27 protein-coding genes and 1 pseudogene are annotated in these 22,531 nt (G+C 66.8%); 15 read left to right on the top strand and 13 right to left on the bottom strand.

The features are described from left to right. The first annotated feature begins 31 nt into the window (after nt 1-31). The 4 genes from EH231_RS22970 (at nt 32) to usfY (ending at nt 1,259) form a co-directional block, all read left to right on the top strand. Entirely contained in the window at nt 32-265 is a 234-nt protein-coding gene (locus tag EH231_RS22970; protein ID WP_090432616.1) for a hypothetical protein, read from the top strand. Nucleotides 266-272: 7 nt separating this feature from the next. Further along, the gene (locus EH231_RS22965; protein WP_090432618.1) at nt 273-428 is read left to right on the top strand and encodes a DUF6131 family protein; all 156 of its coding nucleotides are present in this window, start codon (nt 273-275) and stop codon (nt 426-428) included. A gap of 18 nt (nt 429-446) precedes the next feature. Continuing rightward, nucleotides 447-704 carry a DUF7218 family protein gene (locus tag EH231_RS22960; protein WP_090432620.1) on the top strand — a complete coding sequence of 86 codons (258 nt, stop codon included), beginning with the start codon at nt 447-449 and terminating at the stop codon, nt 702-704. Nucleotides 705-950: 246 nt separating this feature from the next. Further along, nucleotides 951-1,259: a protein UsfY gene (gene usfY / locus EH231_RS22955; RefSeq protein ID WP_044519284.1), complete on the top strand. Its 309-nt coding sequence runs from the start codon at nt 951-953 to the stop codon at nt 1,257-1,259. 63 nt (nt 1,260-1,322) lie between these two features. Here usfY and EH231_RS22950 read toward each other — a convergent pair whose 3' ends face one another. Beyond that, complete coding sequence (locus EH231_RS22950) at nt 1,323-1,667, bottom strand: hypothetical protein (RefSeq protein ID WP_090432622.1); 345 nt, start codon at nt 1,665-1,667, stop codon at nt 1,323-1,325. 50 nt (nt 1,668-1,717) lie between these two features. On the opposite strand from EH231_RS22950, the gene EH231_RS22945 reads away from it, so the two are divergent. Beyond that, entirely contained in the window at nt 1,718-2,704 is a 987-nt protein-coding gene (locus EH231_RS22945) for an LLM class F420-dependent oxidoreductase (protein ID WP_164480989.1), read from the top strand. On the opposite strand, the gene EH231_RS22940 is transcribed toward EH231_RS22945, so the two are convergent. After that, complete coding sequence (locus EH231_RS22940; RefSeq protein ID WP_090432624.1) at nt 2,672-3,217, bottom strand: DUF6328 family protein; 546 nt, start codon at nt 3,215-3,217, stop codon at nt 2,672-2,674. The two genes, EH231_RS22945 and EH231_RS22940, sit on opposite strands and share 33 nt — an antisense overlap. A gap of 167 nt (nt 3,218-3,384) precedes the next feature. Between EH231_RS22940 and EH231_RS22935 the strand changes: the two genes are divergently transcribed. Further along, nucleotides 3,385-3,819: an ATP-binding protein gene (locus EH231_RS22935; RefSeq protein WP_090432625.1), complete on the top strand. Its 435-nt coding sequence runs from the start codon at nt 3,385-3,387 to the stop codon at nt 3,817-3,819. Further along, a complete protein-coding gene (locus tag EH231_RS22930) occupies nt 3,816-4,568 on the top strand; it encodes an RNA polymerase sigma factor SigF (protein WP_277425615.1) in 753 nt (250 codons plus the stop codon). The genes EH231_RS22935 and EH231_RS22930 overlap by 4 nt, the downstream gene beginning before the upstream one ends. Here the strand turns inward: EH231_RS22930 and EH231_RS22925 are convergent. Further along, the gene (locus EH231_RS22925; RefSeq protein ID WP_090432628.1) at nt 4,539-4,961 is read right to left on the bottom strand and encodes an STAS domain-containing protein; all 423 of its coding nucleotides are present in this window, start codon (nt 4,959-4,961) and stop codon (nt 4,539-4,541) included. The two genes, EH231_RS22930 and EH231_RS22925, sit on opposite strands and share 30 nt — an antisense overlap. 196 nt (nt 4,962-5,157) lie before the next feature. On the opposite strand from EH231_RS22925, the gene EH231_RS22920 reads away from it, so the two are divergent. Then, a complete protein-coding gene (locus EH231_RS22920; protein ID WP_090432630.1) occupies nt 5,158-5,703 on the top strand; it encodes a nucleotidyltransferase family protein in 546 nt (181 codons plus the stop codon). A gap of 5 nt (nt 5,704-5,708) precedes the next feature. Here the strand turns inward: EH231_RS22920 and EH231_RS22915 are convergent, their stop codons facing one another. From EH231_RS22915 to EH231_RS22900, 4 genes are all read right to left on the bottom strand, one after another. Continuing rightward, nucleotides 5,709-6,458: an SDR family oxidoreductase gene (locus EH231_RS22915; protein WP_090432631.1), complete on the bottom strand. Its 750-nt coding sequence runs from the start codon at nt 6,456-6,458 to the stop codon at nt 5,709-5,711. 109 nt (nt 6,459-6,567) lie between these two features. Beyond that, a complete protein-coding gene (locus EH231_RS22910) occupies nt 6,568-7,563 on the bottom strand; it encodes a malate dehydrogenase (protein WP_090432633.1) in 996 nt (331 codons plus the stop codon). Beyond that, nucleotides 7,560-7,892: a hypothetical protein gene (locus tag EH231_RS22905; protein ID WP_090432635.1), complete on the bottom strand. Its 333-nt coding sequence runs from the start codon at nt 7,890-7,892 to the stop codon at nt 7,560-7,562. Before EH231_RS22905 ends, EH231_RS22910 begins: the two co-directional genes overlap by 4 nt. Nucleotides 7,893-7,983: 91 nt before the next feature. Further along, nucleotides 7,984-9,783 carry an acetyl-CoA carboxylase biotin carboxylase subunit gene (locus EH231_RS22900; protein WP_090432636.1) on the bottom strand — a complete coding sequence of 600 codons (1,800 nt, stop codon included), beginning with the start codon at nt 9,781-9,783 and terminating at the stop codon, nt 7,984-7,986. A 252-nt stretch (nt 9,784-10,035) separates the two neighbouring features. On the opposite strand from EH231_RS22900, the pseudogene EH231_RS34850 reads away from it, so the two are divergent. Then, nucleotides 10,036-10,147, top strand: a pseudogene (locus EH231_RS34850) (DUF6199 family natural product biosynthesis protein); the annotation flags it as partial. A gap of 977 nt (nt 10,148-11,124) precedes the next feature. Here the strand turns inward: EH231_RS34850 and EH231_RS22890 are convergent. Both EH231_RS22890 and EH231_RS22885 read right to left on the bottom strand, forming a co-directional pair. Beyond that, on the bottom strand, nt 11,125-11,544 hold the full coding sequence (locus EH231_RS22890; protein ID WP_164480988.1) for a SufE family protein: 420 nt from the start codon (nt 11,542-11,544) through the stop codon (nt 11,125-11,127). Then, on the bottom strand, nt 11,541-12,437 hold the full coding sequence (locus EH231_RS22885) for a sulfurtransferase (protein ID WP_124713399.1): 897 nt from the start codon (nt 12,435-12,437) through the stop codon (nt 11,541-11,543). The genes EH231_RS22890 and EH231_RS22885 overlap by 4 nt, the downstream gene beginning before the upstream one ends. A 104-nt stretch (nt 12,438-12,541) precedes the next feature. On the opposite strand from EH231_RS22885, the gene EH231_RS22880 reads away from it, so the two are divergent. Then, nucleotides 12,542-13,279, top strand: a complete 738-nt coding sequence (locus tag EH231_RS22880; RefSeq protein WP_124713398.1) for a DUF6199 family natural product biosynthesis protein — start codon at nt 12,542-12,544, stop codon at nt 13,277-13,279. 1 nt (nt 13,280) lies between these two features. Here EH231_RS22880 and EH231_RS22875 read toward each other — a convergent pair whose 3' ends face one another. From EH231_RS22875 to EH231_RS22860, 4 genes are all read right to left on the bottom strand, one after another. Then, the gene (locus EH231_RS22875) at nt 13,281-13,508 is read right to left on the bottom strand and encodes a hypothetical protein (RefSeq protein ID WP_234927067.1); all 228 of its coding nucleotides are present in this window, start codon (nt 13,506-13,508) and stop codon (nt 13,281-13,283) included. Nucleotides 13,509-13,613: 105 nt separating this feature from the next. Next, complete coding sequence (locus EH231_RS22870; RefSeq protein ID WP_124713397.1) at nt 13,614-14,249, bottom strand: Maf family protein; 636 nt, start codon at nt 14,247-14,249, stop codon at nt 13,614-13,616. After that, on the bottom strand, nt 14,250-14,540 hold the full coding sequence (locus EH231_RS22865; RefSeq protein ID WP_124714359.1) for an acyl-CoA carboxylase subunit epsilon: 291 nt from the start codon (nt 14,538-14,540) through the stop codon (nt 14,250-14,252). Nucleotides 14,541-14,563: 23 nt separating this feature from the next. Continuing rightward, a complete protein-coding gene (locus EH231_RS22860) occupies nt 14,564-16,192 on the bottom strand; it encodes an acyl-CoA carboxylase subunit beta (protein WP_044516635.1) in 1,629 nt (542 codons plus the stop codon). 126 nt (nt 16,193-16,318) lie between these two features. Between EH231_RS22860 and EH231_RS22855 the strand changes: the two genes are divergently transcribed. The 5 genes from EH231_RS22855 to EH231_RS22835 all read left to right on the top strand — a co-directional run bounded on the left by EH231_RS22855 (nt 16,319) and on the right by EH231_RS22835 (nt 22,530). Continuing rightward, a complete protein-coding gene (locus EH231_RS22855; protein ID WP_124713396.1) occupies nt 16,319-17,461 on the top strand; it encodes a PucR family transcriptional regulator in 1,143 nt (380 codons plus the stop codon). 154 nt (nt 17,462-17,615) lie between these two features. Beyond that, on the top strand, nt 17,616-18,179 hold the full coding sequence (locus tag EH231_RS22850; protein WP_124713395.1) for a nuclear transport factor 2 family protein: 564 nt from the start codon (nt 17,616-17,618) through the stop codon (nt 18,177-18,179). Beyond that, nucleotides 18,172-19,869 (top strand): steroid-22-oyl-CoA synthetase, encoded by a 1,698-nt coding sequence (casI, locus tag EH231_RS22845; protein ID WP_124713394.1) that lies wholly within the window; start codon nt 18,172-18,174, stop codon nt 19,867-19,869. The genes EH231_RS22850 and casI overlap by 8 nt, the downstream gene beginning before the upstream one ends. Nucleotides 19,870-19,879: 10 nt before the next feature. Then, complete coding sequence (locus EH231_RS22840; RefSeq protein WP_090432651.1) at nt 19,880-21,424, top strand: FAD-binding protein; 1,545 nt, start codon at nt 19,880-19,882, stop codon at nt 21,422-21,424. Continuing rightward, complete coding sequence (locus EH231_RS22835) at nt 21,421-22,530, top strand: 3-ketosteroid-9-alpha-monooxygenase, oxygenase component (protein ID WP_090432653.1); 1,110 nt, start codon at nt 21,421-21,423, stop codon at nt 22,528-22,530. Before EH231_RS22840 ends, EH231_RS22835 begins: the two co-directional genes overlap by 4 nt. Nucleotide 22,531 lies beyond the last annotated feature (1 nt).

Below are 22,531 nucleotides of genomic sequence, written 5' to 3'. Positions count from 1 at the left end.
ACCCCCGCGTCAGCGGGGTACATCGCATGCCATGAGACTTGGTGGATTGTTCGGAACACTCGTGCTCATCTGGCTGATCATCGGCGTGGTGGCGGCCTGGCAGCGCGACTATTTCCATGGTGGATCAACTAACTGCGCGACCGCCGGTGCCATAGCGCTGACGGTCCTTGCCGGTCCGCTCAACTATGCGGGCGTCAATCCGAAGGTGGACGAGTGCCGTTTGCCGCAACCCAGCGCGATGGACTCCATCGCGGCCGTGAAGTGAGGTAGCCATGATTGTTCTCGGGGCAATTCTGCTCATCCTCGGCTTGATCTTGAACGTGTACCTGCTTTGGGTGGTTGGCGTGATCCTGCTGGTCATCGGAGGGGTGTTCTGGCTGCTCGGGGCGGTCGGCCGGCCGGTCGCGGGGCGGCGAAGCTGGTACTGACCAAGGGAGGTGTGTTTGATGCCGAATCCGTCGATCAAGGACGAGAAGCTCTACGAGGAGTTGCGAGAAGAAGGCAATTCGAAGGAGAAAGCCGCGCGGATCTCCAACGCCGCCGCCGCCAGAGGGCGTTCGAGTGTCGGACGCTCGGGCGGTGAGTCCGGTTCGTATGACGACTGGACGGTCGATGATCTGCGCGGCCGCGCGAAAGAGCTTGGCATAAAAGGGTATTCCGACAAGAACAAGCGCGAGCTGATAGGGATGCTCCGCAACCATTGATCACGAGGCTACTAAGGGCGCGCCCACGACCCCGCTGCAACGCAGCGGGGTCGTGGTGTCATGGGATGAGGCTGCCGCCGGCTATCCAGGGCGAACGTATGCCCTGTTCAGGGCGCTTTGCCTGGCCCCGGCCGGGTCGGCTGCAGACGATCATGGTGTTTTCCTCGCCAGACCTGCTCAGGAGATCTACCGTGGAGACAGCCCATGCACGGCAGGTGGGGCTAGAAGTGGCGGGAAGGAGCAGCCATGCACGGCCCAAAAGATCCAGTTGACCATTCCCGGACAACCCGGCCGCATGCCGGCGAGTCGATGAAGGACAACGTCATCATGCCCGCGCTGATATTGATCTTCGTCGGGTTGGTGCTGTTCGTCGGTACCCTGGCGGCGTTCGCCACCGGTCACTCCGACGTCGGCCTGACCGTAGGCACCTTGTCTGCGGCCGGGTTCGTCATCGGATCGATGTGGCTGGCGCTCGAACACATGCGGGTCCGCCGCATCGAGGATCGCTGGTACACAGACCATCCCGGGGTGATGCGGCAGCGGCCCAGCAGCTGAGGCCCGAGCCGACCGACCCGGCCGCACTGCGGCCGGGTCCGTGTCTTGTGATGCGGAGAGCGTTCAGAAGGTGAGCGCAAGTATCGCGAAATCGATTGCCAGCAGCGCTAATCCGACCACTGGGACCACTACGCCGTACCGTAGCCGCGAGGTGAAGATCGATACCGCGATGGTGACGACGGGCACCACGGGCGCGCCGTAGAACAGGATCCCGAACCAGAATTCTCCTGGCCCCTTGCTCGCACACCCCTCACCGGTGCAACCGGCCATGCCCATCACCGCAGCCATGCCGTACAGGTACACCGCGACGGCAGCGGGCACCGTCAACAGGACCAGTACCCAGGTCAGCGAAATCCGCGTCCGGCGCCAGCCGTTGTGCTCTGTCTGCAGAGCCTGTGATTCGGTCATGGCGTCCGCATACCCAGTTTCGGGGACTTCTGCACGGGTATTCCAGCGGCATGGCCAGATTCGGATACACCCTGATGACCGAGCAGAGCGGCCCACGGCAGCTCGTCGACTACGCGGTGTCGGCAGAGCAGGCCGGCTTCGACTTCGAGGTGAGTAGTGACCACTTCAGCCCATGGTTGGCCAGCCAGGGGCACGCTCCCAACGCATGGCCCGTGCTGGGCGCGGTCGCCCACGCCACCGACACCGTGCAGCTGTACTCGTACGTGACCTGCCCGACGATCAGGTATCACCCGGCGATCGTCGCCCAGCAGGCAGCCACCGTGCAGATCCTGGCCGACGGCCGGTTCACCCTCGGCCTCGGCAGCGGTGAGAACCTCAACGAGCATGTCGTGGGTCAGGGCTGGCCCACGGTGGACCGTCGCCTCGACATGCTGGCCGAGGCGATCAAGTTGATCCGTGAGCTGCTCAGCGGGGAGCTGATCGACTTCAGGGGCGAGTTCTACGAAGTGAGCTCGGCGCGCATCTGGGATGTGCCCGAGGTCCCGGTGACCATCGCCGTCTCGATGACCGGTGAGAAGTCTGTCGAGAGACTGGCCGTGGCCGCCGATCATCTGATCAACGTCGCACCCGACCGGGCGGTCGTCGAGGGTTGGCATCAGTGCCGGCAGGCCACCGGCGTGCTGCCCGAGGGGCGGGCCATCGGACAGGTTCCGGTGTGTTGGGACCCCGACCGCGATGCGGCAGTCGAGCGGGCCCATGACCAGTTCCGCTGGTTCGGCGGCGGCTGGGCGGTCAACGCAGACCTGCCGACCCCTGCGGGATTCGCCGCGGCAAGCCGGTATGTACGTCCGGAGGACGTGGCCGCGGCCATCCCGTGTGGACCGGACCTGGATGCGATCGTCGCGGCCGTGGCTCCGTTTGTCGATGCGGGATACACCGATGTCGCCCTAGTCCAGGTCGGTGATCAGGGCCAGCAACGGTTCCTCGACGAGGCGGCAAAGCCGCTACTGGCCGCGCTGCGCGCCGAGTTCGGCTGAGGGTCCGGTCGACATCGGATGACCCAGACGCATCGCAAACGGCAGCGCCAGCCAGACCCCTGTGAAGGTCGCAAGGGCGACCGCCCCGGCGATCACCCCGGCCTCGCGTCCGGCGACCGTGTCGAAGATCAACTCGGTCACCCCGGTCATCGCGAGTCCGAGCATCACGAGCCCGATGAACGCGCACCGGTGCGCGGCGGAGACCAGCAGGTTCAACCGGTGCCTCCGGAACAGGATGCGATGCATGCCCACGGGGGCGACCAGCAGCGCGGTGGCAGCGGCCGAACAGGCGACGGTCACGAGATAGACGATCCGCATGGGCTCGTCGAGCATCGAGAACCGTTCCTGGAAAGGCAGAGTCAGCAGCAGGCCGGTGAGCAGCTGAACACCGGTCTGCACGACGCGCAGTTCCTGCAGCAGACTGCTCCAGTTGCGATCCAACCGCTCCGCTTCCGTCTCGTGGCGGGCGGTCTGGTCCCAAGGCTGATCCAGCTCGGGACGGTCCGGATCCATAACTTCGATAATCCCACGTTCATCACAGGTTTCGGGTTGCGCCGCGATGGGCATCCCTGGCCGGGGCCCTCACGCGGGCCCCTGTCAGGGTGCGGGAAAGGAGTGCCGGTGTCGAAGGCGAGGCCTCCCAACTGGGATACTGTCGATCCGAGATGTCGGGAGGTGAGATGGCCGAGGAACAGGGCCAATCCAAGCCGCTGAGCCGCGCGGAGCGGTCGGTGGAGATACGGGTCGGTGCCAGGCTGGAGAACCTGGCCGTAGTGCGAACGCTGGTCGCTGCGATCGCAGCATTCGAGGACCTTGACTTTGACGTCGTCGCTGACCTGCGACTGGCCGTTGACGAGGCCTGCACCGCCTTGATCCGGGCCGCGGTCCCGGAATCGAGCCTGCGTTTGACTGTCGACCCCGGTGACGAGACGGTGGTGATCACCGCCTCCACCACCTGCACGGGTGCCGCAGTGGTCGAGCCGGGCAGTTTCAGCTGGCATGTGTTGAGTTCCCTGACCGACGAGGTCAAGACCTTCACCGATGGTGACGGGCCCGACACCGGCCAGGTATTCGGCATCACCCTGATGACGAGGCGAGCGAGCCTGCTGCGGTGACGTCGGAATATGCGGACGTTCGCGACATGTTCCGCGAACTCGCCGGACTGTCCGAGCACTCGTCGGCCTACGAACGCCAACGTGAGCGAATTGTCCAGCGGTGCCTGCCGCTCGCCGATCACATCGCGCGGCGGTTCGACGGCCGCGGTGAGCCGCGTGAAGACCTGATCCAGGTGGCGCGGGTCGGCCTGGTCAACGCGGTCAACCGATTCGATGTCGAGACCGGATCGGACTTCGTGTCCTTCGCGGTGCCGACGATCATGGGGGAGGTCCGGCGCCACTTTCGGGACAACAGCTGGTCGGTGAAGGTGCCGCGGCGGCTGAAGGAACTGCACCTGCGGCTCGGCGCCGCGACAGCGGAGCTTTCTCAGCGGTTGGGCCGTGCCCCGACGGCCTCTGAGCTTGCCGTCGAACTTGAGATGGACCGCGAAGAGGTGATCGAAGGACTGGTTGCGGGCAGCTCGTACAACACGCTGTCGATCGACAGCGGCGGCGGGGGCGACGAGGAGGCGCCGGCAATCGTCGACACCCTCGGCGATGTGGATGACGGCCTCGATCAGATCGAAAATCGAGAGACGTTGCGGCCGTTGCTCGCCCAATTACCTGAGCGGGAACGAACGGTGCTGGTGCTGCGATTCTTCGAATCCATGACGCAGACGCAGATCGCCGAACGTGTCGGGGTCTCGCAGATGCACGTATCCAGACTTCTGGCGAAATCGCTAGCGCGACTTCGTGACCAGCTGCAGTAGCGGGGTTTTGCCGTTCAGGCTGGACAGTGCCGCAGCCACGCTGTAGCACGTGCGCAACGCCGAATCCGGGTCGCAGATACGCAGCAGGCGCGTTACTGCCTTGCTGGGCACCAGCACCCAGTCGATATTGGCTGCCGAGCAACGCACTTCGATGGCCATGAGGGCGGAGAATCCCGCGGTACCGAAGAATTCGACATCGGTGAGATCGACTGCGACCCGCTCGGCCTTGGTGGTGTTTCGCAACGCGTAATCGGCGAAATCGGCTGCGTTGACGGCATCGATCTCACCGCGGGCGCTGATCACTGCTGTTGACGGCGGTAGCCAGCGCGTCGCAAACGCCGCGGGCGATTCGCCGGTCCGGTCGACCAGTGCATTCGTCGAGAGGGCGGTCATTTTTGGCTCCATCAGTCGTAATACGTGTATTCGTACTGTTGGTGCGGCGCCGATCGACAACGATACGAGTTCCCGCGCGTATGTCGATGACGCTCGCTGCGGCTGTGAACTCAACCTGTAGCGGACCCTACCGCGACCAAGGTCACCGGACAATTTGTCTGAGCGGATTCTTATAGTTCAAGGTCAAACTGTTCGCATGCCGAACACCGACGCCGTTGCCGGGGTGCTCCTGGCCGCGGGCGCGGGCAGCCGATTCGGAATGCCGAAAGTTCTTGCTGAAGGTGGTGATTGGCTGGCGAGGGCGGTGACCGCGCTCGTCGGCGGTGGCTGCGACGACGTGATCGTCGTGCTCGGCGCCGCTGTGGTCGACGTCCCCGCGCCCGCTCGCGCGGTGGTGGCCACACGCTGGGCGGACGGCATGAGCGCGTCGGTGCGCGAGGGGCTGGAGGCGGTCGGCCCGGCCGAGTGGGTCGTGCTGCACACCGTCGACACCCCGGATGTCGGCGCCGACGTCGTGGTCCGGGTCCTGGGCGCAGCGCGCGGCTCGCACTCCGGCCTGGCCCGCGCCATCTACCAGGGCCGCCCGGGTCACCCCGTCGTCGTGGCCCGCGGGCACCTTGCGGCGCTCGGCGCCGCGTTGCACGGCGACCAGGGGGCCCGAGCGTTTCTCGGTGGCCGCGACGACGTCATCGCCGTGGAATGCGGTGACCTTGCCACCGGTGTCGACATCGACGAGCGCTGACCACGTCAGCGGAAGGCGTACCCGCCGTCTGGGAAGAGGGTGGATCCGGTGGTGATCCGGCTGCTGAGCAGGTAGCCCACCGACTGCGCGATCTCATCCTCGTCGGCCAACCGCCCGATGGTGGAGGCGTCGCGATAAGCCGCGAACGCCTGTTCCCGGATGGCGGGATCGCGTTGGTTCCACAGATTCCCCTCGACCGTGCCCGGGGCAATCGCGTTGACGGTCACCGGCGCCAATTCCACAGCCAACCCACGGGCCAGGCCTTCGATCGCCGCGTTGGCCGCGCTGTACGCAGGTGCGACCGCTGCCGGGCGGGCGCTGGCGGCGCCCGACATCAACACGATCGCGGCGTCAGGGCTCAACACCGGAATCGCCGCCTTGACCACGCGGTACTGACCCCAGAACTTCGAGTCGAACGCCGTGGCCGCCTGATCGACGCTGAGCCGGGCCATCGGACCGGTCAGGTAGTCGGCGGCGGTGGTGAACAGACCGTGGACGGAGCCGAACCTGGTACCGACGAAATCGAAGAACGCGTCGATCGAATCCTGGTCAGCGGTGTCAATCCGATGCCACCCGGCTTGTGGGCCGAGGGTTGCCGCGGCCGAGGCCAGCCGCTCGGGCGTGCGCCCGCCCAAGACCACCGTGCCCTTCCCCGCAATGACCAGGCGGGCGGTGGCCAGACCGATGCCTGAACCACCGCCGACGAGGACGATGTTGCGGCCTGCAAACGGGTGCGCCGAAGGATGAGTTGGCATGCGCCGAGGCTAGAAGCGCGCAGGCCGGCCGAGCCGCCCGCACAGGGCAGTTCGGGTTGCCGGCCTGCTTATTCCGCACGATTCACGATGGGTGAAAGCCGCCGAAGGGCTACAGCAGGCCGAGCCGTTCGACCGCGTGGCGCTCGTCGAGCAGTTCGGCCACCGATGCGTCGATACGGGCCCGGGAGAAGTCGTTGATCTCCAGGCCCTCCACGATCTCCCACGCGCCGTCGACCGCGCGCACCGGCAGTGAGGCGACCACGCCCTCGGGGATCCCGTAGACACCGGGGGACGGCAGCGCCACCGACGTCCAGTCATCGGGGTCGGTGCCGTCCACCCAGTCCCGGACGTGGTCGATGGCGGCGTTGGCGGCCGACGCCGCCGACGAGGTGCCCCGCGCCTCGATGATCGCGGTACCGCGGGTGGCGACGGTCGGGATGAAGTCGTTGGTCAGCCAGTCGGTGTCTGACGCGTACTCCGAGCCGGGCCGCCCGTCGACCACCGCGTGGAAGATGTCGGGGTACATGGTCGGGGAGTGGTTGCCCCACACGGTCACCCGGGACACGTCGGTGACGTGAACACCCGCGTGGGTGGCCAGGGCGGCTACGGCCCGGTTGTGGTCGAGTCGGGTCAGCGCGGTGAATCGCCCAGCCGGGATGTCGGGGGCGTGGGCCGCGGCCACCAGTGCATTGGTGTTCGCCGGATTGCCGACCACGACGACGCGCACGTCATTGGCCGCGCCGGCGTTGAGGGCCTTGCCGGACTCGGCGAAGATCGCGGCGTTGGCCGCCAACAGGTCCGCGCGTTCCATGCCCTTGCTGCGCGGCCTGGCTCCGACCAGCAGCGCGACGTCGACACCGTCGAAGGCCCGCACCGGGTCGTCGTGAATCTCGATGTCGACCAGCCCATCGAAGGCGCTGTCGACCAGCTCCATGACCACGCCTTCGGCCGCCCGGACCGCTGAGGGCAGTTCCAGCAGGCGCAGCTTCACCGGGACGTCGCGCCCCAGCAGGGCGCCGGCCCCGATGCGGAACAGCGCGGCGTAGCCGATCTGGCCGGCCGCACCGGTCACCGTGACGATCTTGGGGTTCGCGGGCGTGCTCACGTGTGCACCTCCAGTCCGAGCACCTGCGTCGCATAACGCCGCACGGTGTCCTCCGAGATGGCAGCGGCGTCCTCGAAGCCGGGGCGGCCGCGACTGCTCAGAAAACCGGTGACGGGATCGAGGATGACCTCGGCGAGCAGCTCACCGCTGGTCGGTTCGCACACCGCCCAGGTGTACCGGGTGTCATCGGCCCAGCCGTCCGCGGCGTCGTGAACATAGTCCAGGTCGTCCTCGCCCAGGTCGACGAGCGCGGGCCGGTCGTCGACACGGTCGTCGGCGCGCAGTCCGCGCAGATACCACTGGCCGTTGTTGATCTCCACAGGTTCCACAGGACCAGCGTTCCATAGGTGGCCGCGTGAAACGCCACGAGGCTGCAGCCACCGGGTGTGGTGACTACAGCCTCGTGGAAAAGACTGGGCGCTACTTGATCTCGGCGATCACGGTGCCCTGGGTGATGGCGGCACCGGCCTCGACGGCCAGGCCGGTGATGACGCCGTCCTTGTGGGCCGTCACCGGGTTCTCCATCTTCATGGCCTCCAGAACCACCACGAGGTCGCCCGCGGCCACTTCCTGGCCCTCCTCGACGGCCACCTTGACCACGGTGCCCTGCATCGGTGCGGTCACCGAGTCACCCGACGCCGCCGTGGCGCCGCCGCCACCGCGCTTGCGGGCCTTGGGCTTCTTGCGAAGGACGCCGCTGGCGCCTCCGCTTGCCCCGCCACCGCCGAGCGCCAGATCGCCGGGCAGCGACACCTCGAGGCGGCGGCCACCGACCTCGACGACCACGGTCTGGCGAGGAACGGTGTCCTCTTCCTCGATCGGATCGCCACCGGTGAACGGCTCGACCGTGTTGTCCCACTCGGTCTCGATCCAGCGCGTGTGGACGTCGAACTTCTCGTCGTCACCGATGAAGGCGGGGTCGGAGACCACGGCCCGGTGGAACGGGATGACAGTCGCCAGGCCCTCGACGTTGAACTCGGCCAGGGCGCGGCGGGAGCGCTCCAGCGCCTCCAGACGGGTGGCGCCGGTGACGATCAGCTTGGCCAGCATCGAGTCGAACTGACCGCCAATAACAGACCCGCTCTCCACACCGGAGTCCATCCGGACGCCCGGGCCGGTCGGGGCCTCGAACTTGGTGACCGGGCCGGGAGCGGGCAGGAAGCCGCGACCGGCGTCCTCACCGTTGATGCGGAACTCGAACGAGTGGCCGCGCGGAGTCGGATCCTCGGTGATGTCCAGGGCCTCGCCGTTGGCGATCTTGAACTGCTGGCGCACCAGGTCGATGCCCGAGGTCTCCTCGGTGACCGGGTGTTCGACCTGCAGACGGGTGTTGACCTCCAGGAAGGAGATCAGGCCGTCCTGGCCGACCAGGTACTCGACCGTGCCGGCGCCGTAGTAACCGGCCTCCTTGCAGATGCGCTTGGCGGACTCGTGGATCTCCTTGCGCTGCGCGTCGGTCAGGAACGGGGCCGGGGCCTCCTCGACCAGCTTCTGGAAGCGGCGCTGCAGCGAGCAGTCGCGGGTGCCGGCGACGACCACGTTGCCGTGCGTATCGGCGATGACCTGGGCCTCGACGTGGCGCGGCTTGTCCAGGTAGCGCTCGACGAAGCACTCGCCACGGCCGAACGCCGCGACGGCCTCACGGGTCGCCGACTCGAACAGCTCGGGGATCTCCTCGATGGTGCGGGCCACCTTCATGCCGCGACCGCCGCCGCCGAAGGCGGCCTTGATCGCGACCGGAACGCCGAACTCCTTGGCGAACGCGACGACCTCGTCGGCGTTCTTCACCGGGTCCGGGGTACCCGGCACCAGCGGCGCCTGGGCGCGCGCGGCGATGTGGCGGGCGGTGACCTTGTCACCGAGATCGCGGATCGACTGCGGGCTCGGCCCGATCCAGATCAGCCCGGCATCGAGCACGGCCTGGGCGAAGTCGGCGTTCTCCGACAGGAAGCCATAACCCGGGTGGATGGCGTTGGCGCCGGACTTCGCGGCGGCGTCCAGGATCTTCTCGAAGACCAGGTACGACTCGGCAGAGGTCTGTCCCCCCAGGGCAAAAGCTTCATCGGCGAGCCGCACGTGCGGTGCATCGGCGTCAGGCTCGGCATACACGGCCACGCTGGCAAGTCCAGCGTCTTTGGCGGCACGGATCACCCGGACCGCGATCTCCCCGCGATTGGCGACCAGCACCTTGGAGATCTTTGAGCTGGCGTGGTTGGCCACGGTGCCTCCTCGGCAGTTCTCTAAGAAACGTCTTTAAGAATCTATCGCGGGCAGTTTATGCGCCGCACCTTGAGGCTTCCCAATCCGGTATCGGTTACCGGCGAGTAGGTTTTGGCGGAAATCTGTCGGTGAACACATCGGTCCTGTTGACGCACGAAATTGCCGTCTCGACGGACAGGCCGACGCTATTACTGTTGGCCGGTGGGTGCGGGGATTTTGGTGATTGTCGTGGGCGTGTTGGTGGGCGGGGTCATGGCAGCCTCACCAAGGCGCATCTGGTGGGCCACCCAGTCTTGGAAGTTCCGCAATCCCGAGGCCAATGAACCGAGCGACGCGGCCTACGGAATGACCCGGGCCGGCGGGGTTTTCGTGATCCTGCTGGCGCTGTTTCTGGGCGCGTCGATCATCCACAGTGACTTCCAGCGGAAGGACCGCCGCGAAGCGGAGGAACAGCGGCAGGCGGCTGAGGCCGCCTTTGTCGTCCCTGCGCCGGAGAAGCGCGGACAGCTGCCGGTGATCGGCTACGTAGCCAGGCAGGTGCCCAAGGGTGTCGCTGTGGACCTCTACTACACGGCTCCGCCCAGGTCGGTGCCGGACTACATCCAGCGGATGGCGGAACGGTTCAGCTATCCGTGCACCTCGGTTCCCAAGCAGACCCCTGGCGATGACGGGCAACTTGCCGTCTCGGTAGAGGTCGTCTGGGCCCCGGCGAACCTCCGCGACATGGAGCAGAACGACTCCTGTCGTACCGGACTCTGGGCCAAGCTGGAGAAGGTTTTCCTCGGTCCGTTCCCGGCCGCCACGCCGGTGATCACCACCAACGGCCCGATCCTCGCAGCAGACGGCACCGAGGTGGCCGCGGCCGTAGGCAATGTCGTTCCCCAGCTCGCCGAAGTGCCCAACGCGAACGGTTCCGTTCCGGCCGTGTCAGACCGTGGTGTGCTGCCGATCGTGGGCTACGCCATCGGCGCCGCAAGCGGCGGCATCCATAACGGGGCGCAATACCTGGACGTGTCGTACCTCGTCCCTAAGGGCGTCCGTGTTGACGACGGGAGTTCGTCGAGTGGTCCGTCCGGGGGCTGCCAGGTGGTCCCAGCGGTGTCCGGCTTGGGCACCCCCACCGTGACAGTGAACGTGAAGCTGCGTTGGTCCGACGCCGGTGGGCATCCAGGCAACGGCGAGGCGGAGTGCCGGATCGGAGGCTCGGGGGTGCGGGTGATGACCAGTCGATGGGGCGAAATCACCGACAGCGCAACGATTCTCACCGATGGCCCCATCGCGGCCGATACAGGTGCCGAGGTTGCCGGCGCGACGGCTGGGAACCGGGTGCCTCGGCGCTGATCAGGCTCCGCGCAGCCGCCGCTTGATCCGGGTCAGCATCGCCGACATCCCGCGCAACCGCAGCGGGCTGATCAGGGCGGCCAGGCCCAATGCGGTGTAGAAGTCGTCGGGCACCGCCAGGATGTCATCGGCGGACTGGCCGTCGAGACCGGTGGCCAGGATCGCGGCGAACCCGCGCGTCGTCGGGGCCTCCGGGGGAGCGCTGAAGTACAGCCGCACTTTGCCCCGATCGGACGCGTCGACATCCAGGAACAACGGAGACTGGCACTCCGGAACGGGTTCCATGGCCGCCTCTTCGAGATGAGTCGGCAAGGGTGGCAGCTCGTTGGCAAACTCCAACAACAGCTGCAACTTGTCCTGGCCGGCCACCTCCTGGAAGTCGGAGACGACCTCTGCCAAGGCGGCCGGCATCGAACTCATGAGGCGCCCGGGGCGTCACCTGGGTCCGGGCCGACGGCGACCGGCACGCGCACGGCATTGCCCCATTCGGTCCACGAGCCGTCGTAGTTGCGCACACCGGGCAGGCCGAGCAGGTGGGTCAGCACGAACCAGGTGTGGCTCGAGCGCTCACCGATCCGGCAGTACACCACCGTCTCGTCGTCGGGGTTGAGGAAGCCGTAGAGCTCCTCGAGCTCGGCGCGGCTGCGGAACTGCCCGCTGTCCCTGGCGGCCTTGGCCCACGGGATCGACTTCGCGGTGGGGATGTGCCCGCCGCGAAGTGCGCCCTCTTCCGGGTAGTCGGGCATGTGGGTGCGTTCGCCCGTGTACTCCTGGGGCGAGCGGACGTCGATCAACGGCTGCTTGCCGAGGATGTCGAGCACGTCGTTCCGGTAGGCGCGGATCGGGGCGTCGTTGCGCTCCACGACCGGATATCCGCTGGACTGCCGGGTGGGCACCTCGAGGGTGGTGTCGCGGCCGTGGGAGACCCACAGGTCGCGGCCGCCGTCGAGGAGGCGCACATCGGGGTGCCCGAACAGGGTGAACACCCACAGCGCGTAGGCCGCCCACCAGTTGCTCTTGTCGCCGTAGATGACGACGGTGTCGTCGCGGCTGATGCCCTTGCGGTCCATCAACTCGGCGAACTGTTCACCGTTGATGTAGTCACGCACGTTGGGGTCGTTGAGGTCGAGATGCCAGTCGATCTTGACGGCGCCCGGGATGTGGCCGGTGTCGTAGAGCAAGACATCCTCGTCGGACTCGACGATGGCCAAACCGGGCCGGCCCAGATTGCTGGCCAGCCAGTCGGCGGTGACCAGGCGCTCCGGATGGGCGTACTCGGCAAGAGTGGGGCTGGGATCAGCAGGCAGCGGCACACCAAGAGCGTACCGTCGGTCCGGATAACCGCGGCGTGGCAGTGCCCACGACCGGCGCAGATTGCCGCATCGGGGGCCCGGCGTGCGGCCTTACGCTGCTTACCGTGGCGCTTGCGATCCTCTGCCTGGTGATCGGCATACCGCTGGGCCTGTTCATGCTGCTGCGGCCCAGGAAGATCTGGTGGGCCACCGAATCGTGGAAGTACAAGGACCCCGAAGCCAACGAACCCAGCGAGGCCGGCTACGGAATGCAGGCCCTTGGCGGCCTGTTCGTCATCCTCGCGGCGGTCATCCTCGCCGGGCTGGCGTGGTCGACCGAGCGTGACAAGGTGGCCGCAGAGGCTGAGCAGAAGAAGAAGGACGATTGGGACAAGGCCGTCGCGGCGTATCAGCCGCCGCCGCCCGAAAACCGCGGCCCGCTACCGATCATCGGCTACGTGGAGGAGGCGAAAGGGCAGTCGCCCAGGGTGGACTACGAGGTGTATTACCTGCAACCACCGAACATCTTTTCGGGCGATATCAAGAGCCTCGGCACACCCAAGGGCTGGTACCAGTGCGTCACCCGCGTCACGGAATATGCGCCACAAGGTGTCGATCCGGTTCCTGTGCAAGCCAATCTCAGCTGGGAACCCGATGTGCCGCAGGTCGACAGCGCCGCATCTGACGCATGTACCACTCGCGATATCGCGCGGTCGAGCGAGATCAAATCGGAAACCGTCTATGTCGATCCCGGGACGGAACTGATCACCGACTCACCGATAGCCGACCCACACGGAACAGTTCTCGTACCTGCCAAGCCCGGCAATGTGATTCCGAAGCTCGACGCGGCGCCTCGGCGCTGAGTCACGCGGTGAACGCGACCTCGTAGGCCACGGCGAAACGGCGGGCGCCGTTGTTGGCGCGGAAGAGTGAGCCGCCGTTCTGTGACCAGGTCACCACACGCAGCAATCGCTTACCCGGCGACAGTCGCTTGGAGATGATGTCGGCGAATGCGGCGCGCAGCCGCTCCAGGTCGCATGTCTCGAAGTCGCGTGCCACGCGAACATCCCACATTGTTTCTTCGACTGGCATCGGCCCAGTGTCAACCCGTGGTTGAGACTATTCGGGACATCAGCGCGGCGCGCCGCCATTCAAAAGGTTGCAATTTGGTCACTCTGGAGTCCGGGCCACGGCCGCTCACTCCGGCCGGCTTGCCCACAGATCCGCGATGGAAAGCCCGGCGGTCGCAAGCATCCGGCGCAGCAACGGCAGGCTCAACCCGATCACATTGGACGGATCGCCGTCGATGCCTTCGACGAACCAGCCGCCCAACCCGTCGAGCGTGAAACCGCCTGCGACACCGAGTGGTTCGCCGCTTTCGAGATACGCTTCCAGGTCCGCGTCGGTCGGTGAGCCGAAATGCACTGCGGTGATGCCGGTATCGGCGATGCGATGGGCGACGGCCCCGTCACGGACGACGAGCACCGCGTGGCCCGAATACAGCTGAGCTGTCCGGCCCGACATCGACTGCCATTGCCGGCGCGCGGTATCGACATCTCCGGGCTTGCCGCACAACTGCCCGTCGAGAAACAGCATCGAGTCACAGCCGATGACGACACAGTCCCCGACGACGGCCGCGGGCAGGTGGGTGAACACCTCGTCGGCCTTGGCGGCGGCCAGTCCGCTCACCACCTGCTCGGGTGGGGCATCGGCCAACGACGCGATGACGGCGTCCTCGTCGACACCGGACACCACCACCAACGGATCGAGGCCGGCCTGGCGAAGAACGCCAAGCCGGCCTGTCGATGCCGAACCGAGAACGACCCGGGTCATCTAGCGCCGCATGTGGGTGCGCTCCAGGAGCGTCACCCGCTGCCAGCTGAAGATCGAGTAGCGCAGCTTGTCCACCGGGTGCCCCCACAGGTTGCGGTCGCGCACCACGGGTTCGGCAGCGCCGCCACCGGCGGTGCCGAGGACGGCCATCAGCGCGGCCATCTCCGCATCGGTGGGCTGGCCGCGCAGCACCTTGATGTGTGCCTGGTGGTCAGCCTTGACGTCTTCGGTCGCAGTCTCGTCGGCCACACTCGCCCCGCTCACAGTGGCTGAATCGTTCGCCCCGCTCACAGTGGCTGAATCGTTCGCCCCGCTCACAGTGGGATGTTCCCGTGCTTCTTCGGCGGCATCTGGATGATCTTGCGCTCCAGCAGTCGCAGGGCGTTGGCCACGTAGCCGCGGGTGTGCGACGGGGGGATGACCGCGTCGACGTATCCGCGCTCAGCGGCGATGTAGGGGTTGACCAGAGTGTCCTCGTAGGTCTGCTGCAGCTCCAGGCGCAGCGCATCGACGTCCTCGCCGTTCTTGGCAGCGTCGCGCAGCTCGGAGCGGTACACGAAGCCCACCGCGCCCGAGGCGCCCATCACGGCGATCTGAGCCGTCGGCCAGGCCACCACCACATCGGCGCCCATGTCCTTGGAACCCATCACGCAGTACGCGCCGCCGTAGGACTTGCGGGTGATGACGGTGACCTTGGCGACGGTGGCTTCACCGTAGGCGTAGAGCAGCTTGGCGCCGCGCCGGATGATGCCGTTGTACTCCTGGTCGGTGCCGGGCAGGAAGCCCGGGACGTCGACCAGCAGGACGATCGGGATGTTGAAGCAGTCGCAGGTCCGGATGAACCGGGCGGCCTTCTCCGAGGCGTTGATGTCGAGGCAGCCCGCGAACTGGGTGGGCTGGTTGGCCACGATGCCCACCGGGCGGCCGTCGACCCGGCCGAAGCCGACCACGATGTTGCCGGCGTAACCGGCCTGCACCTCGAGGAACTCGTCGTCATCGAGGATGCGGGTGATGACCTCGTGCATGTCGTACGGCTGATTCGGCGAATCCGGGATCAGCGTGTCGAGCTCGATGTCCTCGTCGGTCAGGGTCTCCTCGATCGAGCCCTGCGCCGGGGCCACCGGGTAGTGCGGCGGCTCGGCGTAGTTGTTCGGGGGCAGGTAGCTAAGCAGGTCGCGGACGTACTCGAAGGCGTCCTGCTCGCCGGAGGCGACGTAGTGCGCGGTGCCGGACTTAGCCATGTGGGTGTGGGCGCCGCCCAGCTCCTCCATGGTGACGTCCTCGCCGGTGACGGTCTTGATGACGTCCGGGCCGGTGATGAACATCTGGCTGGTCTGGTCGACCATGACGATGAAGTCGGTCAGCGCGGGGGAGTAGACGTGGCCACCGGCCGCGGCACCCATGATCAACGAGATCTGCGGGATGACACCCGAGGCCTTGATGTTGTTGTGGAAGATCCGGCTGTACAGGCCAAGCGAGACCACGCCCTCCTGGATGCGGGCGCCGGCGCCGTCGTTGATGCCGATCAGCGGGCGGCCGGTCTTGATGGCCAGCTCCTGGACCTTGACGATCTTCTCGCCGTAGACCTCACCGAGGCTGCCGCCGAACACGGTGGCGTCCTGGCTGAAGATGCAGACGTCGCGGCCGTCGATGGTGCCGTAGCCGGTGATCACCCCGTCGCCCAGCGGCCGGTTGTTCTCCAGGCCGAAGTTGGTGCTGCGGTGCTTGGCCAGCGCGTCGAGTTCGACGAACGACCCCTCATCGAGCAGGGCCAGGATGCGCTCGCGGGCGGTCAGCTTGCCCTTGGCGTGCACCTTGTCCACGGCGGCTTCGCCGACAGGATGCAGCGTCTCCTCGGCCCGCCTCTTGAGATCAGCCAGCTTGCCTGCAGTGGTGTGGATGTCCACCTGGTGCTCGGCGGACGGCTCGGTAACGCTCGTCATGGGTCCCGATGTTATCGGTAACCCTAAGACTGGTCTAAGAGAGGTGGGCGTGGCGCGCGTCACTCCGGTGGGGGCAGTGTGCTGTGGCTCGACGCCGGGGTGGGCTCTGGGCCTACGCTCTCGATCATGACCACGGCGCCGGTTCTGCTCTCTGAACTGGGCAGCGATCCCGCCTCGGTGCTGCGGCTCGTCGCGCAGTTCGACGCGCTGGAGGAACAAGAGGTCAATGCCGACGCGGCCGTGCGGTTTGCCGCGCTGATCGCGGGGTGCCCCGTGGGTGTCCGGTGGCCGGGCGGCACGGTCGTCCGTTACGACGCCTCCGGACGTCTCGATCCGATCGACGACGGCGCCTCGCCGGCATGCGATCGCGACGAGACGGTCGTCTGGGTGGAACGTGACGGGTCCGGGCACCCCTTGGATGAGGTGCTCCTCGATCGGCTGCGACGACTGATAAGTCGCGTCGCTGCGCGGACCGGGGTGAGCGGGACTCCGCACCTGGGCGATCCCGCGCTGCTCGAGGTGGTGCTGTCGGCCAAGGAACATCGCGAAGACCGGGCCCGGGCCATTCGGCTCCTGGGCCTCGACGAGACCAGACCGACGTGTGTGCTGGCTGCGTCGGGGCATTCACCGCGGGAGACCCTGCGCCTCATCACCGGTGAACTGGCCGCGCCGACGGTGCGGTCGGCGGTGATCGGCAACGCGACTGCCGTCGTGTGCCAGGGATCCTTCGACATGCGGGAGCTCTCGGACCGTCTGGAGCGCCTCATCGTCGAACAGTTTCCGGCGGTGGTGAACACCGGCACGGCGTCGGGCCCGTGGATCGGAATCGGATCGGTGGGCAACGCATTCAGCGCGTCGACCTCGTGGCACGAAGCCGTGCGCGCCTTGCGATTCGCGTCGTCGACCGGATTCGGCAGGCGCGTGGTGGCCTACGAGCGGCTGAGCTCGCTGGAGCTGCTGGCCGACCTCCCGATCGACCGGGTGCGACGCAACCGAGATGTGGCCCGTATCAACGAGATTGCGTCAACGCCCGCCGGGGACCTCGATGTGCGGACCGCCGAGGCGTTCTTCGTCTACGGCTCGCTGCGGCGGACGGCCGCCGAATTGCACGTGCACCACAGCACGGTCGCGGCCCGGTTGGCGCGGATGCAGGCCGCGATGGGGTGGGATTTCGAGGATCCGGTGGACCGCTTTCTGGGCACGCTGGTGCTCATGGTGCGGCGCATCGCGATCTCGTCGGCCGAACTGGCCGACGCGGACCTGCTGTAGGCGGGGATTTCCGGAGCTCCATCCGCCCGACAACTGTCGGATGAATTGGTCGAATCGACCGACGTATGGCGGGTGACGGGTGTCACGTCATTGGCCAGGATTGCGTTGCAGCCCACAACAGCCACCGCAAGCCGACCGACACAAGGAGGCCGATATGGCCATCATCGATCCGACCCGAACCTGGGTCCCCGTGGAAGACCGTCTCGCCGTCACCACCAACGAGCGGCACCGGCAGGTGCTCGGCGTCGTTCTCGCGCACATGAAGGCCGAGGCTGAGCCCGATATGGACCGGCTCATGGCGACTCTGAGCCCGAATCCGGACTACCACTTCTGGTACGCCAATGCCGATATGGGCCCCAAGACCACCGAGGGTGTGCGCGCCTATTACGAGGCGTTCGTGGCCAGTGGTGCCAACCACCTCGTTTTCGAGATCGATCGCCTTGCCGTCGACGATGATCTGGTGATGACGGAAGGCTGGATGAAGATGATCTATCCGGGCGCGGCCGCCCAGGCGATCGGCGTCGAGGTCGACGACCCGGACGGCGACTACCTGCTGCTGTTCCGTCAGCTCATCAACTGGCCGATAGACGCCGACGGCCTGATCATCGGTGAGGACGCCTACCAGACCGGCCCGGTCAGCGTGACCAGGCTGAGCCAGGAAGACCTGCCGCAGGCCTACATCGACCAGAAGCGCGCCGCTGCCGAGGCTCATGCCTGACGCAGTGCGCGACTCGGTCGCCGAGATGCTGCTCGACCGCGTCGGCGATCAGCATCTCGGCCTGCGCACCCGCGAGCGGGACTGGACCTGGGACGAGGTGGTCGCAGAGTCCGCCGCGCGCGGGGCATACGCGACGGAGCTCCGCGGCTCATGCCCAATTGAAGGCCCTTTCCACATCGGCGTCCTTCTCGACAACGTGCCGGATTTCCTGTTCTGGCTGGGCGGTGCCGCCCTCGCCGGGGCGACGATCGTGGGGATCAACCCGACCCGCGGTGCCACTGAGATGGCAGCAGAAATCCGCCATGCCGATTGCCAGTTGATCGTCACCGATTCCGCCGGTGCCGAGCGTCTAGGCGGCCTGGACCTCGGCCTGCAACCCGATCGGTTCCTCGTTGTCGACGATCCGGCCTATCAAGACGCGATTTGTGCACGAAAGTCCGCGGTAAGCGCGGAAAACCGTGCACAAATCGCGGCTGGCGAGGGCGTGGACGAGCACTCGCTGATGTTGCTGCTGTTCACCTCGGGGACGACGGGTGCGTCCAAGGCGGTCAAATGCAGCCAGGGCAGGCTGGCCCGCATCGCCTATGCGGCCGCGGAGAAGTTCGGCCACGTGCGTGAAGACGTCGAGTACTGCTGCATGCCGCTGTTCCACGGCAACGCGATCATGGCGCTGTGGGCTCCGGCGCTGTCGGTCGGCGCAACCGTGTGCCTGACACCAGCGTTCTCGGCGTCCGGATTCCTGCCGGACGTGCGATATTTCGGCGCGACGTTCTTCACCTACGTGGGCAAGGCGCTCGGCTACCTGATGGCCACCGCGGAACAACCCGACGACGCCGAGAACCCATTGGTCCGCGGCTTCGGCACCGAGGCCTCACCCGACGACCAGAACGAGTTCCGGCGCCGCTTCGGCGCCGAACTGTTCGAGGGCTACGGCTCGAGCGAAGGCGGCGGGGCGGTGGTTCTGGCCCCCGACATGCCGCCGGGCGCACTGGGCCGCCCCGCCCACCAGGGGGTGGCGATCATCGACCCCGAGTCGCTGAACGACTGTGTGCCAGCGGTTTTCGATGAACACGGCCGCGTTCTCAACCCCGACGACGCCGTGGGCGAGATCGTCGACAAATTCGGCACCCGCACGTTCGAGGGCTACTACAAGAACGACGAGGCCAATGCCGAACGCATCCGCAACGGCTGGTACTGGACCGGCGATCTCGGCTACCTCGACGAGGCGGGGTTCATCTACTTCGCAGGCCGCCGCGGTGACTGGATCCGGGTGGACGGTGAGAACACCTCGGCACTGAACATCGAGCGGGTCCTGCGCCGCCACCCCGACGTGGTGGCAGCCGGTGCGTACGCGGTCCCCGATCCGCGTTCGGGCGATCAGGTGATGGCCGCGATCGAGGTGGCCGATCCCGACGGCTTCGACGCCGCGGCCTTCGTGTCCTACCTGGCCGGCCAGGATGACCTGGGAACCAAGGGAATTCCGCGGTTCCTGCGGGTTTCGAAGGACCTGCCGGTCACCGGGTCCAACAAGGTGCTCAAACGCGAACTGCAGCGGGACCGCTGGCACACCGACGAGGTGGTGTACCGGTGGGCGGGACGCGGTGAGCCGGTGTACCGGGCCATGGACGACGATGACAAAAAGTCGCTGGACGATGAGTTCGCGCAGTACGGGAGGCAGCGTTACCTATGAGGCGGGCCGCATGAAGTGGACAGACGAATGTGACGTGCTGATCGCCGGGTCCGGCGGTGGCGGCGTGACCGGCGCCTTCACCGCCGCCCGCGAAGGTCTGTCGGTGATCCTGGTGGAGGCCAGCGACAAATTCGGCGGCACCACAGCGTATTCCGGTGGCGGCGGGGTGTGGTTCCCGTGCAACCCGGTGCTCAAGCGGGCCGGCACCGACGACACCATCGAGGACGCGCTGGAGTACTACCACGCCGTCGTCGGCGACCGCACCCCGCGGGAACTGCAGGACACCTACGTCCGCGGCGGCGCCGGGCTGATCGAGTATCTCGAAGCCGACGACAATCTGAAGTTCGCGCCGATGCCGTGGCCCGACTATTTCGGCAAGGCGCCCAAGGCCCGCACCGACGGTCAACGCCACATCGCGGCCCGGCCGCTCAAGGTGGAGAAAGCCCCGCACCTGCGCGAGCTGGTGCGGGGCCCGCTCGACGCCGACCGGCTCGGCGCCGAACAGCCCGACGACTACTTCATCGGCGGCCGGGCGCTGATCGCCCGGTTCCTCAAAGCCATTGAGCAGTACCCGAATGCCTCGGTGCGGCGTAACACCCCGCTGGTGGAGTTGGTCGTCGAGGACGGCGTCGTGACGGGCGCGATCGTCGAATCCGGCGGTGAGCGGCAGGCGATCCGGGCTCGGCGCGGCGTGCTGCTCGCCGCCGGCGGCTTCGAAGGCAACGACGAACTGCGCCGTGAATACGGCGTGCCGGGCGTCGCCCGCGACACCATGGGACCGCCGGCGAACCTGGGCCGCGCGCATCAGGCGGCGATGGCGGTCGGCGCCGACGTCGACCTGATGGAGCAGGCCTGGTGGTCGCCGGGCCTCACGCACCCCGACGGGCGCTCCGCGTTCGCGCTGTGGTTCACCGGCGGCATCTTCGTCGACCAGAACGGGCAGCGCTTCGTCAACGAGTCGGCGGCCTACGACCGCATCGGCCGGGCGATCCTGCCGCGACTGGCCGACGGTTCGATGACGTTGCCGTACTGGATGATCTACGACGACCGCGAGGGAGAAGTGCCGCCCGTCAAGGCGACGAACGTCTCGATGGTCGACGCACAGCGCTACATCGACGCCGGGTTGTGGCACACCGCCGACACCCTGGAGGAGCTGGCGGCCAAGATCGGCGTCCCGGCCGAGAACCTGACCGCCACCGTGGAACGCTTCAACGGCTTCGTCGCCGCCGGATCGGACGAGGATTTCGGTCGCGGTGACGAGGCCTACGACCGCGCCTTCTCCGGCGGGGCATCCCCGCTCGTAGCGATCGAGAAGGGTCCCTTCCATGCCGCCGCGTTCGGCATCTCCGACCTCGGCACCAAGGGCGGGTTGCGTACCGATACCGCGGCCCGGGTACTCGACGTCGACGGACAGGTGATCGCCGGTCTGTATGCCGCGGGCAACACCATGGCCGCGCCCAGCGGCACCGCCTATCCGGGCGGCGGAAATCCGATCGGAACCAGCATGCTGTTCAGCCACCTGGCGGTCAAAGACATGTTAGGACGAGATGTATGAGTGACATCCGGGAAATCGACGCCGGCGCGGAGATGACGCGGTTCGCCCGCGGCTGGCACTGCGTCGGGCTCGCTGAGATATTCCGTGACGGGCAGCCGCACGGCATCGAGGCCTTCGGTACCAAGCTCGTCGTCTATTCCGACTCGGCCGGCGAACTGCACGTGCTCGATTCGTACTGCAGGCACATGGGCGGCGACCTGTCGATGGGGTCGGTCAAGGACGACAACCTGGCGTGTCCGTTCCACGACTGGCGCTGGGGCAGCGACGGAAAGTGCAAGTTGGTGCCCTACGCCAAGCGCACTCCGCGGCTGGCGCGTACCCGCAAGTGGCCCACCACCGAGGTCAACGGTCAGCTGCTGGTCTGGCATGACCCGGAAGGCTCCGCGCCGGCCGCCGAGCTGACCCCGCCCACGATCGAGGGCTACGACGAGGGCATCTGGTCACCGTGGCAATGGAATTCGATCCTGATCGAGGGATCGCACTGCCGTGAGATCGTCGACAACAACGTCGACATGGCGCACTTCTTCTACATTCACCACGCCTACCCGACTTACTTCAAGAACGTCATCGAAGGCCACACCGCAAGCCAGTTCATGGAGTCCAAGCCGCGTCCGGACTACGCCACCAGAGAGCTCTGGGACGGCACCTACCTGCGTTCGGAGGCAACGTATTTCGGTCCGGCGTACATGATCAATTGGCTGCACAACGACCTCGCCCCTGACTTCACCGTGGAGATCGCCCTGATCAACTGCCACTACCCGGTGACGCATGACTCGTTCGTGCTGCAGTGGGGTGTCGCGGTCCAGCAGAATCCCGCGCTGTCGGCGGACAAGGCCGAGAAGCTCGCCGCGACCATGAGCCGGACCTTCGGCGACGGCTTCATGGAGGACGTCGAGATCTGGAAGCACAAGGCCCGGATCGACAATCCATTGCTGACCGAGGAGGACGGTCCGGTCTACCACCATCGCCGGTGGTACGAGCAGTTCTACGTCGATGCCGCCGATGTCACGCCCGACATGACCGATCGCTTCGAGCAGGAGGTCGACACCACGCACGCCAACGAGCTGTGGCACGAGGAGGTCGCGGCCAACCTGGCCAATCGGTAGC

The sequence above is a fragment of the Mycolicibacterium nivoides genome (assembly GCF_003855255.1).
Lineage (GTDB): Bacteria > Actinomycetota > Actinomycetes > Mycobacteriales > Mycobacteriaceae > Mycobacterium > Mycobacterium nivoides.
This window is presented reverse-complemented; position numbering and strand designations above follow the sequence as displayed.